Genomic DNA, 12,300 nt, shown 5'->3' with positions numbered 1-12,300 from the left:
AACGAACCCCGCAAAAGAAGGCAACCATGAGAACCCGCATCATCCTGGCCCTTGCTGCCCTGGTCGGCACCGCGTCGCTGGCCGCCTGCGGCGGCGACGAGCAGACCGCCGCGACAACGAGCGACACCCTGCGATACGTGTCGGTCGGATCGCCGGCCACCGCGAGCAACGACCCGCACGGCGGACTCGGCAACGAATCCGACGCGGTGCGATTTGCGCTGATGTACGACGTCCTCACCGGCCAGGGACCCGACGGACGTACCCGGCCGCGACTGGCCGAGTCGTGGAAGCCGGACCCGACGATGACCAAGTGGCAGTTCACGCTGCGCCGCAACGCTACCTTCTCCGACGGCAAGCCCGTACGCGCGACCGACGTGCTCTACTCACTGCGCCGCATCGAACGCAAGGCCGCGGAGAACTACGGCCGGCTTGCCGCCTTCGACCTCGCCGCCTCCCGGGTCGTCGACGAGCACACCGTGGAGATCGTCAGCCGCCAGCCGTTCGCCGAGGTTCCGCGGGCACTGGAGTCGATGACCTTCATCGTTCCCGACGGCAGCGACGACTTCACCGGCGCGGTCCCCGGTTCCGGCCCGTTCACCCTGGTCAGCAACGACGCGCAGACCGCCGTGCTGGAACGCCGTGACGGCTGGTGGGGCGCCACAGCCTCGTTGCGGCGCATCGAGGTCCGCGCGGTGGCCGACCCGCAGGCCCGCGCCCAGGCCGTGCTGTCCGGGCAGGCCGATGTGGCCGCGAGCATCGCCCCGGCCGCGGCACGCCAGGCCGAAGGCCGCGACGATCTGAGCCTGGTCCGCCGACCGGCGGTCACCATGTATCCCTTCGTCATGCGCACCGACCGCAAGCCGTTCGACGACCCCCGGGTACGTGAGGCGATCAAACTGGCCGCCGACCGCCCGGCGCTGGTGCAGGCGGTCTTCCTCGGGTTCGGCAAGCCCGGCGACGATGTGCTGGCCCCCGCCGACGCCTCCGCGCCACAGGGACTGACACCGCGCGTGCGCGACGTGGCCAAGGCCCGGCAGCTCCTGGCCGACGCCGGTCACAGCGGTGGGCTCACCGTGACACTGCAGACCACCACGTCCTACCCGGGGATGGACACCGCTGCGACACTGTTCGCCAGCCAGCTCAAGGAGATCGGCGTCACCGCCGAGGTGAAGATGAACCCACCGGACACCTACTTCACCACGGTATGGGGCAAGCAGGACTTCTACACCGGATACTTTGGTGGCATCCCCTTCTCTGACGTGGCCAGGGTCTCGCTGCTGTCGACCTCACCGACGAACGAGACCGCCTGGAAGCGGCCGGAGTTCGACGCGGCGCTGGGCAAGGCGCTGGCGGAACCGGATGAGGCCACCCGCAACCGGGCCCTGGGCACACTGCAGCAGCAGGTCCGCGACGAAGGCGGGTACGTGGTCTGGGGCACCGGCGACGGCCTCGACCTGACCCGCGCGCAGGTCCAGGGACTGCCCACCGGTCCCGGCTTCGGCCGGTTGTTCATCGATCAGGTACGGCTGTCGCAATGATCTTGCGTGCCCTGGTCCGCGCCGCACTGCTGCTGGTCGGCGTCTCGGTGCTGGTGTTCGCCGCCACCGAGGCGCTGCCCGGTGATGCCGCCGAGGCCCGGACCGCGGGACGGGCCACCGCGGCCCAGTTGGCGGAGATGCGTGCCGGCACCGGACTGGACGTCGCGCCGTGGCGGCGCTACCTGCACTGGGCCGGGAGCCTGCTGCAGGGGGATGCGGGGGTGTCACTGATCTCCGGACGTCCGGTGACCGACATGATCGGCCAGCGGCTTCCCGCCACCGCGGCGCTGGCCGGAGCCGCGCTGCTGGTGACCGTGCCCTTGATGCTGGTGCTCGCCTGGCCGGCTGCCGAGGATTCGGTGGTCGGCCGGCTGGTCGATGCGCTGGTGACAGCGACCGCGGCAATTCCTCAGGTGGTCGTCGCCGCCGGGCTTACCGCCCTGTTCGCCGGGGTGCTGGCCTGGTTGCCACCGGTGTCGCTGCTGCCCACCGGCGGCGGCCCGCCCGGGTTGACCGTGCTGGCGCTCCCGGCGCTGAGTCTGGCGCTGCCGGCCGCCGCGTACGGGGCGATGCTGCTGCGCGGCCTGGTCACCGACATCCTGGCCCGCCCTTACGTCCGCGACGCGCGGCTGCGCGGCCTCACCGCGGCACGCATCGCGGTCGTCTACGTCGGTCCGTTCCTCATCGCGCCCGCCGTCCGCATCCTGGCCGTCGTCACCGGTGGCCTTATCGCCGCCACCGCCGTGGTCGAGACCATGTTCGGCCATGCGGGGCTCGGTGAGCTGCTGGTCGGCGCGGTGGCCAACCGGGACGTCCCGGTGGTGCAGGCAGCCGCGATGCTCGCCGCCACAGCGGTCGTTCTCGGACTGCTGGTCGCGGACATGGCCGCCGTGCTGACCGACCCGCGGCGAGCCGCAGCATGAATGCCTCGGCCGCACGCCGGGCCGGTGCGGTGACGTTCGCCAGCATCGTCATGGGCATTGCCCTGTGCGGCAGTGTGTTGGCACCGCACGACCCGGTTGCATCGCTGGGCCCGCCGTGGTCACCGCCCGGAGACGGCAGTCTGCTGGGCACCGACGTCCTGGGCCGCGATGTTCTGTCCCGGGTGCTGGCGGGCGGACGGCATCTGGCCCTCACCGCCGGGGCGGCAGCCGTGGTGGCCGCCGCCATCGGGATCGCCGGCGGGCTGGTCGCCGGATGGCGCGACGGCCTGCTGTCCCGGCTGCTGCACGCCACGGCGGATCTGCTGCTGGCCGTACCCCTGCTTCTCGTTGCCATGCTGTTTGCCGCCAGTCTCCCCGGTACCGCGGCGGTGATTGCCGCCACCGTCTGCGGCGGCGCCCCGCTGACCCTGCGCATCGTCAGCGACGCGGTACGGCAGGTCCGCCACGCCGGATTCGTCGACGCCGCCCTCGGCCGCGGTGAATCCGGCACCACCATCCTGGGTCGCGAGATTCTCCCTGCCCTGGCCTCACTGGCCGGGGCAGAGATCGGCGCCCGTTTCCTGGTCGCGCTGCAACTGGCCGCGGCCCTCAGCCTCCTCGGCCTCGGCCCCGCACCGCCGGCCCCCGACTGGGCCGCCATGATCAGGGAGAACGTCAGCGGCGCCGGACTCAGCCCGGCCGCGTTGGTGGCCCCGGCCGTCGCTCTCGCGCTGCTGAGCCTGACCGTCGCGGCCGGCGGCGCCGCCACTCGCAACACTCGGCGGCCACTGTGACCGGCTCCGGCGGCCTGGAGGTCAGCGACCTGCAGGTCACCGCCCGCAACAACCGCAGCATCGGTGCCCCGGTCAGCCTACAGGCCGCGCCCGGCGAGGTGGTGGCCCTGACCGGACCGTCCGGGGCGGGCAAGACCGTGTGGCTGACCGCCATGATGGACGCGCTGGAGCCACCGCTGCGGCGCATCAGCGGAACAGTGCGCTGGCGGGGTCAGGTCGTCGAGCCGGGCGAGCCGGCGCGCCGATGGCGTCGCCGACACCTCGGTGTCCTCGTGCAGGATGCCGCTCAATCCCTGCACCCGCTACGGACCGCCATCGCCGCGGTCGCCGAGGCCGGCGTCGACACCCGGCAGGCCGCAGCCGCCCTCACCCAGGTCGGTATCGACGCCCGCCTGCATTCCGGTCACGTTCACCAACTCTCCGGCGGGCAGGCCCAACGCGTCGCGCTCGCACGGGCGGTGGCGGCACAACCACCGTTGCTGATCCTCGACGAACCCACCAGCGCCCTCGACCATGCATCGGCGAGCCTCGTAGCCGCGGTGATCCGCGCCCGCCGCGGTGATCCTCGATTCATCACGCTGCTGGTCTCCCACGACCGCGACTTCGTCACGACCGTGGCCGACCGCGTCCAGCCGATCGGGGCGATCGGGCCGGCGTCACGCCTGTCACCGGCCACACCTCCCGTGACCGGCACCGAGGTTCTGCGTGTCAGCGGCCTCCACGTCAACCGGCCCGGCGGGACGGCCGCCCTCCTGCGGGACGTCCATCTGACCGTGGCAGCCGGTGAATGCGTCGCCGTGCTCGGGCCGTCCGGATGCGGCAAGACCACGCTGTTGCGCTGCCTGGCGGGTCTGCAGCCCGCGACGGCCGGCAGGGCGACCCTCGACGGTAAGGACGTGCCGTGGCCGGTCACGAAACGGTCCCGGCCGATGCTGCAGGCCCTTCAGTACGTCGGTCAGCACCCGGCGGACACCCTCAACCCCGCGCATCGGATCCACATCGCGCTCACCCGGCCGATGCGCGCCTTTCGCACCGTCGAGCCGGCCCGGCGAAGCGGCACCGTGAAGACACTTCTCCACCGAGTCGGCCTCGATCCCGCCGTTGCCGGTCGGCGGCCCGCCGGCCTCTCCGGCGGTCAGCGTCAACGGGTGGCCCTCGCCCGCGCACTGGCCGCCCGGCCACGGCTGCTGCTCGCGGACGAGATCACCGCGGCCCTGGACGCGGCCACCACCAGCGCGGTGCTGGGACTGCTCGACGAGATGCGCCGCGAAGGGCTCGCCCTGCTCGTCGCCACCCACGATCCCGCGGTCGCCGACCGGGCCGACCGCGTCCTAACCATCACCGACCATCTGCTGCATACCTCGGAAGGACGACCATGACCGACACCGGCAACGAGTACGACGTCATCATCGTGGGCGCCGGAGCCGCCGGCCTCAGCGCCGCCCAGGTGCTCGGCCGCCAGCAACGGCGAACCTTGGTTCTGGACGGCGGCCCGCCGCGCAACAGCCCGGCCGACGGCATCCACATGTTCCTCAGCCGTGACGGCTTCTCGCCCCTGCGGCTGTTGGAAACCGGCCGTCACGAACTGCGGGCCTATCCTGGCGTGCAGGTCGTTGCGGGACGCGCGACCGAATCCACAGGGCGCATCGACGAGTTCGCCGTCACGTTGGACAACGGAGAACGGCACTACGCCCGGCGGCTGCTGCTCGCCACCGGCCAGGTGGACCGGCCGTGGGCCGTCACCGGCTTGCCGGAGCGCTTCGGCCGCAGCGTCATGCACTGCCCCTTCTGCCACGGCTGGGAATCGCGCGGCAAGAGCATCGTCGTGTTCGGTCGTGAACCGGCCGAGGTCATGCTCGCCGCCTACCTCGCCGACCGCTACACCAGAGAGATCACCGTGGTGACCAACGGCCCGCACACGCTGCCCGAACCGATCCTGGGCAATCTGCGGGAGCTGGGCATTCCGCTGATCCAGAAGCCGGTCACCGAACTCAGCGGTGAACTCGACGACCTCGAGGTCCACTTCGCCGACGGTAGCCGCACGTCCTTTCAGCTCGCTTTCCACCGGGCACCCGTCGAGCCGCAGACGTCGCTGGCGGTACAACTGGGCGCGGAGCTCCTCCCGGACGGCTACCTGCGGGTCGACGAGTTCGCGCAGACCACCGTGCCCGGTCTGGCGGCAGCCGGGGATCTCGCCCGCCTGCCGGCCCTGCCGGACGGGCTGACCCTGGTGAGCCAGGCCGCGGCTGATGGTGTCCGCGCCGCCGTCTGGCTGGAGCAGGGCATGTTCCGCGCCGCTCTCCCCGTGCCGCTCAGCTGACAGGGCCACACACCGGCGGTTCTTGAACAGCGCGGGAGATTGGGTCAGTCGGCCGACCCACCCTCGCGCGGGCTCGCCGGGCTTCGCTGGATCAGCCGTGACCGCCAACGTTCTGGTCCTACGCCGACAGCTCTGAAGCGGCGGTCAGCCGGCGGTCCGGGTTGCCCGATAGACGCCGAGGCCGCACGGCTGCGTGACCAGGCCTACCGCGTCGAGTTCGGCGATCAGGGCTTGCTCGTCGAGGACGTGCCACCGGTAGGCGGCAGTGACCTGCCGGATGAGATCTCCCTTCGGATCGCGCACTCCGTAGCGCATGTGCCAGGTGACGATGTCAGCACCGGCGGGTTCGGCACGACCTCCACCCTCATAGGTGCAGGAGCCGATCCGCACGGCGGCGAAGTCCGCGTCCGGGACCGCCTCGGCGCGCGATGGCGGCTGCAGGTTCACCACTAGGGGAACCTGTGAACCCATCCGGTCGGCGAGCCGGCGCCACAGCTGCCGCCGGTCGTCCGGGCGCAGGTGGCCGATCATGTTCATGGCGAGGACTCCGCCGACCGCGTGGGGCAGCGGGGCCGTCTCCGCCGGCTCCGCGGCCACGGACACCCGGTCCGCGAGCGCGGGGTCGTCGATCAGCCGCGAGAACAGCACCGCGCGTTGCACGAGCGACGGTTCGACGGCGAGCACCGTGGCACTGGGGGCGAGTTCGGCGAGGAGGAGCGTTCCACGGCCGCCGCCGGCGCCGAGATCGACCAATGGTCCGGCTGCCGGGTCCATCCCCCGCAGCGCGGTGATGACCGGCTGCCGCAGCGCCGCCCAGGCGTCGCGGCTGAGGATGTCGAGGAACTCTCCGGCAGTGCGGTATTCGTCGATCACAGACGAACCTTACCGAAACTGATAGTCGGTTTCAGTAGGCACCTCCGGTTTGCGGTGATCGAGACCGGCCCGCGAGTTCAAGCTGATGCCCGTGTCGACGACAGGAACAACCGCCGACAAGGTCGGACCCAGAGGCTGCTCCCCGCGCACGTGGCGGTGATCCGATGTCGTGCCATCGCGCCTCGCAGCCGCACTCCTGCTCCCCGCGCACGCGGGGGTTATCCCCTGCTTCACCGTGTCCATTACGGATCGGCTCCCTGCTCCCCGCGCACGCGGGGGGTGATCCCGCCCTGCCGACCCTGCCCGACGTTCGGGTGGGCTGCAGGCGGGGGTGATCCCGACACGTGGATCAGCACGTGCGGCGGGATCGGCTGCTCCCCGCGCACCCAGAACGGGGCGCGTACCGCGTGGTAGGCGGCGACGTGCGGTGGCCGGTGAGGCTGGCCGGCTCTGGGCACGGGGGGTGATCCCAGGTCGACCGCGACCAGGTCGTCGTGCGCACGAGATCGTTAGACGACTTCGCCTCAAGAAACGCATCGAAGTGGTCGGCCAAGTCTCGGCGAAGCACCGAAAGCTGGGTACACGACCTTGCCAGGTGTCAAGCCCCGGGTTTGGTGGAGAGTTGGTTAGCTGGTTTTCAGGGGTGCGGTGACCGGCTGGGTCATCGCGTGTAGGGCCTCGTGTTCGGCGGGCGGGATGTGCCCGAGCTCGCCGTGCAAGCGGCGGTTGTTGTACCAGTCGATGTACTCGACGGTGGCCATCTCCAGGTCGTCGAGCCCGCGCCACGGACCTCGGTTGCGGACGAGTTCGGCCGCTCAGGCGATGGCCGAAGCGACGGGCACCCTTCTCGGCCGCAGTGGATCGCAGCGGTTCCAGCTCGGCTGAACTTGCCGCGCTCTCGACGTCAGGCAACGCACTCAACTCGGCAGAGTTGGACGTCCGAGAGCCTGGCCGAACGCGTGCGTCGCGGCAGGACAGTGCATTCAATCTCGGGTGACGGCTGACGTGGGCGAGCAATGAGGTGAGCCGAGGTCACTACCGTGGCGTGCATGAAATCGCCCACTCGGGCACTGCCCCTGTCGGATCTGCAGGCCCTGTTCGGCGTGTTGGTGACCGTCCACGGTCACCTCATGGCCGACGAGCTCCCGCCGGACCTGGTGCGCCGCCTGCTCAGCCGCCTCACCGACCACGGGCCGTTGCCTAACGGCGCCTCGGCCGGCGAGATGAATGCCCTGCTGGCCGATCTGTGCCAACGCATGCATTGGGCAATGTCGGAAGAGTACGGCGACTATCCCGAGCCGTCGCCGCGGCGAACCACGTACTACCTTGACCTCCCCAACGAGCCCGAAACCGTGGCCGCATGCATCGCGAGCTTGACCGACCTCGGCGGCCAGGCCAGCGAGCAATCGCTCGAGCGACCTGTCCCTTCGAGTCGGCGACACATCGCCGCAGCATTCCCCGACCTGCCGCCCGACCCGGCCCATCATGCCCGGGTGGCGCAGCTGACAGCCCTCGCACGCCGCTACGGAGGCCGCTACGCAGGCTTCGGCGCCTGACCTGCACCACCCGGCAGCGCGCCAACGGCGGCAGATCCGGATGCCGGAAGCAACGCACAGGCCCTGTGGAAGACTGCGCTCCCATGGGATTCCTCAGGCGTGACGGTGGTTCGGACAGCAGTTCGTCGGAGCCTGAACACGTAGACCTGGGCATGCTGCTACTGCAGGGTGAGGACATGATCGGCCAGCTCGCTCAGGCGCACATATCCTGGGGGCTGGGCACGGCGGACCGTTGGGGTCTTGACCAGCGCACCGGCATCATCACCTGGACTTTCCCGGACAAGACCGCTACGGCCCCGGCCCAGATCATCGGCAGCTATAACCCTTCGGCGGCCTCCTGGCTCTGGGCGTGGGCCAACGAATCCATCCTTCCCGAGGTGAGCCGGGACTCGCGCGCCATTCGCGATTGGGCCGAGGCGCATGGCCAACACGGTCTCACTCAGCCGAAGGTCGAGGCCGATGACGACATGGCCGCCACCCTTGCTGCCCTCGCCGTGAGAATCACTCGGGCAACAGGCTTCTACCGAGGCACAGGAACCGTCTCGATTCCGATCATCACCTTCGGAGTAGTCACGCTGACCACCAACGACGGAGAGGCGTCAACCTTCAAGATAAACATCGGCTAGCGATCGACTCACTCCATCCGGTCGATCGTAGGCACTCGACATCGCCCCAAGATCGCGTGCACTGTTCTCGGCAGAAGCGCGCGGGCGCGGCTCTGCCATTCGTGTGGTCCGGGGCGCTCGCCGACTCGGCTCCGCAGAAGGTAGCCGACGGCGTCAGCGTGCGGCCTTGCCTTCGCGCGCCGGGTCGAAGTCTCAGCGAAGGACGGCGTGGGCTTCGGCGAGGAAGCGGTCGCGGTCGTCGCCGTGGGCGATCGCCGCGTTGTAGACGGCGTCGATCGCGGCGGCCAGCGGATCGTCATTCGCCAGGGCGATCAGGGCCGGAAACGCGGCGGCCTGCTGGAGCGCGTCCGTGACGCGACGTGTGCCGGACGCTCTCGCGGGCAAGTGGAGCGTGACGGTGGTCTGCGGCACCTCGGGATCGGACAGGAGCCGGTTGAAAGCGGCAGCACCGTTCTGCTCGGTGAAGGGCGGGGGCAGTGGGCGGTCGGCCTCGGCGGCGGCGAGCGCCTCGGCGACCCACCCGATCCGTCCCAGCCCGGCGACCCGCATCGCGCGGCGAGCCGCCCAGCAGGCTGCCTCACGCTGTCGGGCGGCGGGCAGCGCCTCGATGCGGTCGAGCAACGGGCGGTCGACCCGGGCCAGCGACCGCGCCTGACCGACGAGCCCGCGGACCCGCTCCGACGGGGGAGCACCGCCCCACTGCTCGGCGTCGCGCTCGGCCTTCCAGCGACGGGCCTCCTCGGCCCGCGCGGTCGCCTCGGCGGCCTGTTCACGCAACGTCGCCATCCACGGGTACGACCCAACGGTGTCGAGCAGGTGCCCCCAGATCACGCCGAGGGCGAAGGCGTGCCGGCCCAGGACTCCCTCATGCCGAAGGGTGAAGCCGTCGGGGCCGGGCGTCAGCCGCACGACACTCGGCTCGTCGTCGGGCAGCGCGTCCAGCGGACGAGGGAAGATCGGCTCCTCGGCGGTGGCCCACGCCCACGTCAGCGTCTCGTCGTCGACCCGAGCCAACCGGACCTCCAAGTCACCGGCGGGCACCACGCCCTCGGAGATCTCGACTAGCGCGGGCAAGTGGCGGACCACCGTCACCCGGGGCAGGCCGGAGTCGTCCTCGTACGGATCGGTTGGCAGCGGGGGCAGGACGGCCGGACGGCCGGACGGGCGCGGCACCAGGGACAGCATGGCCCACTGGGCGGCCTTTGCCGGCTTCTGCTCCCAGTCACGGCCCCCCGGCCCGGCCAGCAACGTGCGCCATGGCATCTCCTCGGACACCGCCCAGATGTGCAGCTCGTGCCGCTCGGGCGGGTCATCATCGGTGCGTACGGTCTCGTGCAAGCGGTCGCGCGCGTGCACCCGCACCCGGATCAGCCCCCGCGGAACGGCCACGTCGGTGAGGGCCTCCGCGGTGCCGCCCATCAGGCCGACGACCGACAGTCGGCCGCTGGGACTCCAGAGGGTCGCCTCACTGATCGCGTCCCAGCCGAGGTCGACCGCCGCCGGAAGCCCGGGCAACACCCGTACACGCGCTTCGATCGAGCCGGTGTGTATGCCGCAGAAGCCGGTGAACTGACTCGGCCCGCCGAGGTGCAGCAGGCCGTCACCGCGGACGTAGATCCCCATGCCGGACGCACCCGGCACGGTGAAAACGTCGTACTGGCAGTGACTGACCGACAGCCGCGCCCAGCCGGTCCCCGATCCCGGAGACCGATGATCCGCACCAGCCAGGTCGTCCACTCCGCGATCCTACGACCGTCATGATCGGGCCCGCGCACCACGGGATCAATGAAGGCCCAATGCCGAAGCTGTCCGACCAGGCCTGGCGTCAGCAGGCCCACGGGCCGCCGGCAGACAGGCGGGAGCAGCCAACGCTGACCACTTCGGAGTTCTCCGGGAGGTCACGCCGCACCGCTCGACCGCATCACCGCAGGTCAAAGCCCCGTGTCTGTCCGGTGTCGGTGAGCACTTCGGGCGCGGCGACCGCTTCGCCAACCTGCACCCAATCTGCTCCCAAGTTCAAGGCCCGGTCGTCCAGCCGCTCCTTACTGCTGCGACCTGCGCATACTCCCCTGCCAGGCAACATAGAACGTCGTCGACTGCTGCGCGAAACTGCTGAGCACTCCGTGTGAAGCATGACGCCGCACCGACTCTGACCTGCGAAAACGCGAAGCCGCAGGCAGGGGTGGGTGCAGTTGGGTGCGATCAGCTGCCGTTCGGTGCGGTTCAGGGCCGTTCAGTGCACCCTGCTGCTCCCAACGTGCTCCCCCGATCAGGGGCTCGCGACCGGACTGCTGCGTCCAGGCTGCGTCGGACCGTCCTGCACGTCGTTCGTCAGACACCGCGCCGCTTGCCCGAGCCGTCCTGGCTGACGCCGACGCCCGGTCAGCGACCGTTGGGCTCAGTTGCTCCCGATCCGCTCCCACGGCCCGATTGTCAACCCGACATGCTCAGGTATGCCGCGCCTTATCAGCGGCAGATCCGGATACGGCTATACCCGTCCTCGCGCGCGACTGTTACCCGAGCAGCGGACAACCTGGGAGGGGCTCGGCGATCACGGCCAAGGCTGCACAGTTGCCACTGGGCCGGTACCAGCATGAGCTAACCAGTGACCGTACGCCCCACTGCTGATCTGTCGCGCCGACCTGCCATGATCACCCGCGACCACCGAGGGCGGCGACGGTTCAAAACCGATCGCGGCCACGCTGGCCGACTGGCCTGCACTGCACCATGACCAGGAGACACACGAATGCGCAAGACCATCATCGCCGTTGGAGCCCTCGGACTGGCCCTGCTCACCGCTGGCTGCGGGAACGAGGACACCACCGAGCCGACCACCCCCGCCGCCCCGGGTGCCGCCTCCGCCGAGGCCAAGGCCGACAAGCCGCAGGAGCCGAAGACGGTAGAGGCGGCCAAGGCGCTAGCTCAGAAGGAGTACGACACCTACGCGGCTGGCGACTGGAAGGGTGCATGGGACCTCTGGACCAAGGAGGGCCAGGCGGCGATCACCCGCGACGAGTACGCCCGCCTGCACACCGAGTGCAAGACCATCACCGGCCTGACCTTCGAGATCACCGGGGCCCGGCTTGAGGGCGAGGACAAGGCGGTCGTGAACTTCAAGCGGTCGATCGCCGCCGGGATGTCCGAGATCCGGTACGAGGACGGGCAGTGGCGGTACCAGCCGGACGCCGAGTCGATGGCGGACTACGCCAAGGGCGTCGACAAGGTCATTGCCGAGGGGCAGGCCAGCGGGCGGTGCCAGAAGTAGGCGAGGCACGCGAGTAGCCCTACGGGCCCGACTCTTTCAATCGCGAGGGGGTCGGGCCCCATGCTGTAGCTACCTCAGGCTGGCCCACCCCGGCTCACCCGAGCCGGCATCGTGCTCCACCCCTCATGCCGCGGGGCGGCGCGGACGGTGGAGCCGCGGCAGAGGCGGGTGGCAGGCAGCATGTGGTGCACGGATCACGAGTACGGCGGAGATCCACCGGGTGCTCACCGAGGGCCTGTCGCCTCGGCCCCGCAGTTGATGCCCATCAACTCCGATGGCAAGTCGGGGAGATCCGTTGACCGGGCTCGAACCGGCGTCCTCCCGGTCCCTAGGCCGTGTTTGGTAAGGGTCATAGCCATTGGTTGATCGCGGCGATGGTGACGGTGGCTTCGTAACGGACGGCGA

At 70.4% G+C, this 12,300-nt stretch carries 10 protein-coding genes and 1 pseudogene; 8 read left to right on the top strand and 3 right to left on the bottom strand.

What is annotated here, in order from left to right; all coding sequences use genetic code 11:
* Nucleotides 1-26: 26 nt before the first annotated feature.
* From B0E53_RS10135 to B0E53_RS10115, 5 genes are read left to right on the top strand one after another with little or no spacing between them, the layout of a single operon-like run.
* Entirely contained in the window at nucleotides 27-1,538 is a 1,512-nt protein-coding gene (locus B0E53_RS10135; RefSeq protein WP_107075812.1) for an ABC transporter substrate-binding protein, read from the top strand.
* Nucleotides 1,535-2,461, top strand: a complete 927-nt coding sequence (locus B0E53_RS10130) for an ABC transporter permease (protein ID WP_107075800.1) — start codon at nucleotides 1,535-1,537, stop codon at nucleotides 2,459-2,461. The genes B0E53_RS10135 and B0E53_RS10130 overlap by 4 nt, the downstream gene beginning before the upstream one ends.
* The gene (locus tag B0E53_RS10125; protein ID WP_107075799.1) at nucleotides 2,458-3,255 is read left to right on the top strand and encodes an ABC transporter permease subunit; all 798 of its coding nucleotides are present in this window, start codon (nucleotides 2,458-2,460) and stop codon (nucleotides 3,253-3,255) included. The genes B0E53_RS10130 and B0E53_RS10125 overlap by 4 nt, the downstream gene beginning before the upstream one ends.
* The gene (locus B0E53_RS10120; RefSeq protein WP_107075798.1) at nucleotides 3,252-4,634 is read left to right on the top strand and encodes an ATP-binding cassette domain-containing protein; all 1,383 of its coding nucleotides are present in this window, start codon (nucleotides 3,252-3,254) and stop codon (nucleotides 4,632-4,634) included. Before B0E53_RS10125 ends, B0E53_RS10120 begins: the two co-directional genes overlap by 4 nt.
* A complete protein-coding gene (locus B0E53_RS10115) occupies nucleotides 4,631-5,575 on the top strand; it encodes an NAD(P)/FAD-dependent oxidoreductase (RefSeq protein WP_107075797.1) in 945 nt (314 codons plus the stop codon). The genes B0E53_RS10120 and B0E53_RS10115 overlap by 4 nt, the downstream gene beginning before the upstream one ends.
* A 144-nt stretch (nucleotides 5,576-5,719) precedes the next feature.
* On the opposite strand, the gene B0E53_RS10110 is transcribed toward B0E53_RS10115, so the two are convergent.
* A complete protein-coding gene (locus B0E53_RS10110; protein WP_107075796.1) occupies nucleotides 5,720-6,448 on the bottom strand; it encodes a class I SAM-dependent methyltransferase in 729 nt (242 codons plus the stop codon).
* Between the two features lie 626 nt (nucleotides 6,449-7,074).
* Nucleotides 7,075-7,257: pseudogene (locus B0E53_RS10100) on the bottom strand (IS3 family transposase); the annotation flags it as partial.
* 240 nt (nucleotides 7,258-7,497) lie between these two features.
* On the opposite strand from B0E53_RS10100, the gene B0E53_RS10095 reads away from it, so the two are divergent.
* Entirely contained in the window at nucleotides 7,498-8,004 is a 507-nt protein-coding gene (locus tag B0E53_RS10095) for a hypothetical protein (RefSeq protein WP_146167635.1), read from the top strand.
* A 176-nt stretch (nucleotides 8,005-8,180) separates the two neighbouring features.
* Complete coding sequence (locus B0E53_RS10090; protein ID WP_107075811.1) at nucleotides 8,181-8,630, top strand: DUF6882 domain-containing protein; 450 nt, start codon at nucleotides 8,181-8,183, stop codon at nucleotides 8,628-8,630.
* A 192-nt stretch (nucleotides 8,631-8,822) separates the two neighbouring features.
* Here B0E53_RS10090 and B0E53_RS10085 read toward each other — a convergent pair whose 3' ends face one another.
* Entirely contained in the window at nucleotides 8,823-10,253 is a 1,431-nt protein-coding gene (locus B0E53_RS10085) for a hypothetical protein (RefSeq protein ID WP_107075793.1), read from the bottom strand.
* 1,123 nt (nucleotides 10,254-11,376) lie between these two features.
* Between B0E53_RS10085 and B0E53_RS10080 the strand changes: the two genes are divergently transcribed.
* Nucleotides 11,377-11,895, top strand: coding sequence for a hypothetical protein (locus tag B0E53_RS10080; RefSeq protein WP_107075792.1), 519 nt, complete (start codon nucleotides 11,377-11,379; stop codon nucleotides 11,893-11,895).
* The last annotated feature ends 405 nt before the right edge of the window (nucleotides 11,896-12,300 follow it).

It is taken from the genome of Micromonospora sp. MH33 (assembly GCF_003013775.1).
Classification (GTDB): Bacteria; Actinomycetota; Actinomycetes; order Mycobacteriales; family Micromonosporaceae; genus Micromonospora; species Micromonospora fulviviridis.
Note: the sequence above shows the minus strand (reverse complement) of the source record. Positions and strands in the feature narration are given on the sequence as shown.

What these genes read in the sequence shown, in the direction of transcription:
- B0E53_RS10135 (WP_107075812.1), top strand. Translation starts at nt 27, where the DNA reads ATGAGAACCCGCATCATCCTGGCCCTTGCTGCCCTGGTCGGCACCGCG.
- B0E53_RS10130 (WP_107075800.1), top strand. Translation starts at nt 1,535, where the DNA reads ATGATCTTGCGTGCCCTGGTCCGCGCCGCACTGCTGCTGGTCGGCGTC.
- B0E53_RS10125 (WP_107075799.1), top strand. Translation starts at nt 2,458, where the DNA reads ATGAATGCCTCGGCCGCACGCCGGGCCGGTGCGGTGACGTTCGCCAGC.
- B0E53_RS10115 (WP_107075797.1), top strand. Translation starts at nt 4,631, where the DNA reads ATGACCGACACCGGCAACGAGTACGACGTCATCATCGTGGGCGCCGGA.
- B0E53_RS10095 (WP_146167635.1), top strand. Translation starts at nt 7,498, where the DNA reads ATGAAATCGCCCACTCGGGCACTGCCCCTGTCGGATCTGCAGGCCCTG.
- B0E53_RS10090 (WP_107075811.1), top strand. Translation starts at nt 8,181, where the DNA reads ATGATCGGCCAGCTCGCTCAGGCGCACATATCCTGGGGGCTGGGCACG.
- B0E53_RS10085 (WP_107075793.1), bottom strand. Translation starts at nt 10,253, where the DNA reads ATGGGGATCTACGTCCGCGGTGACGGCCTGCTGCACCTCGGCGGGCCG.
- B0E53_RS10080 (WP_107075792.1), top strand. Translation starts at nt 11,377, where the DNA reads ATGCGCAAGACCATCATCGCCGTTGGAGCCCTCGGACTGGCCCTGCTC.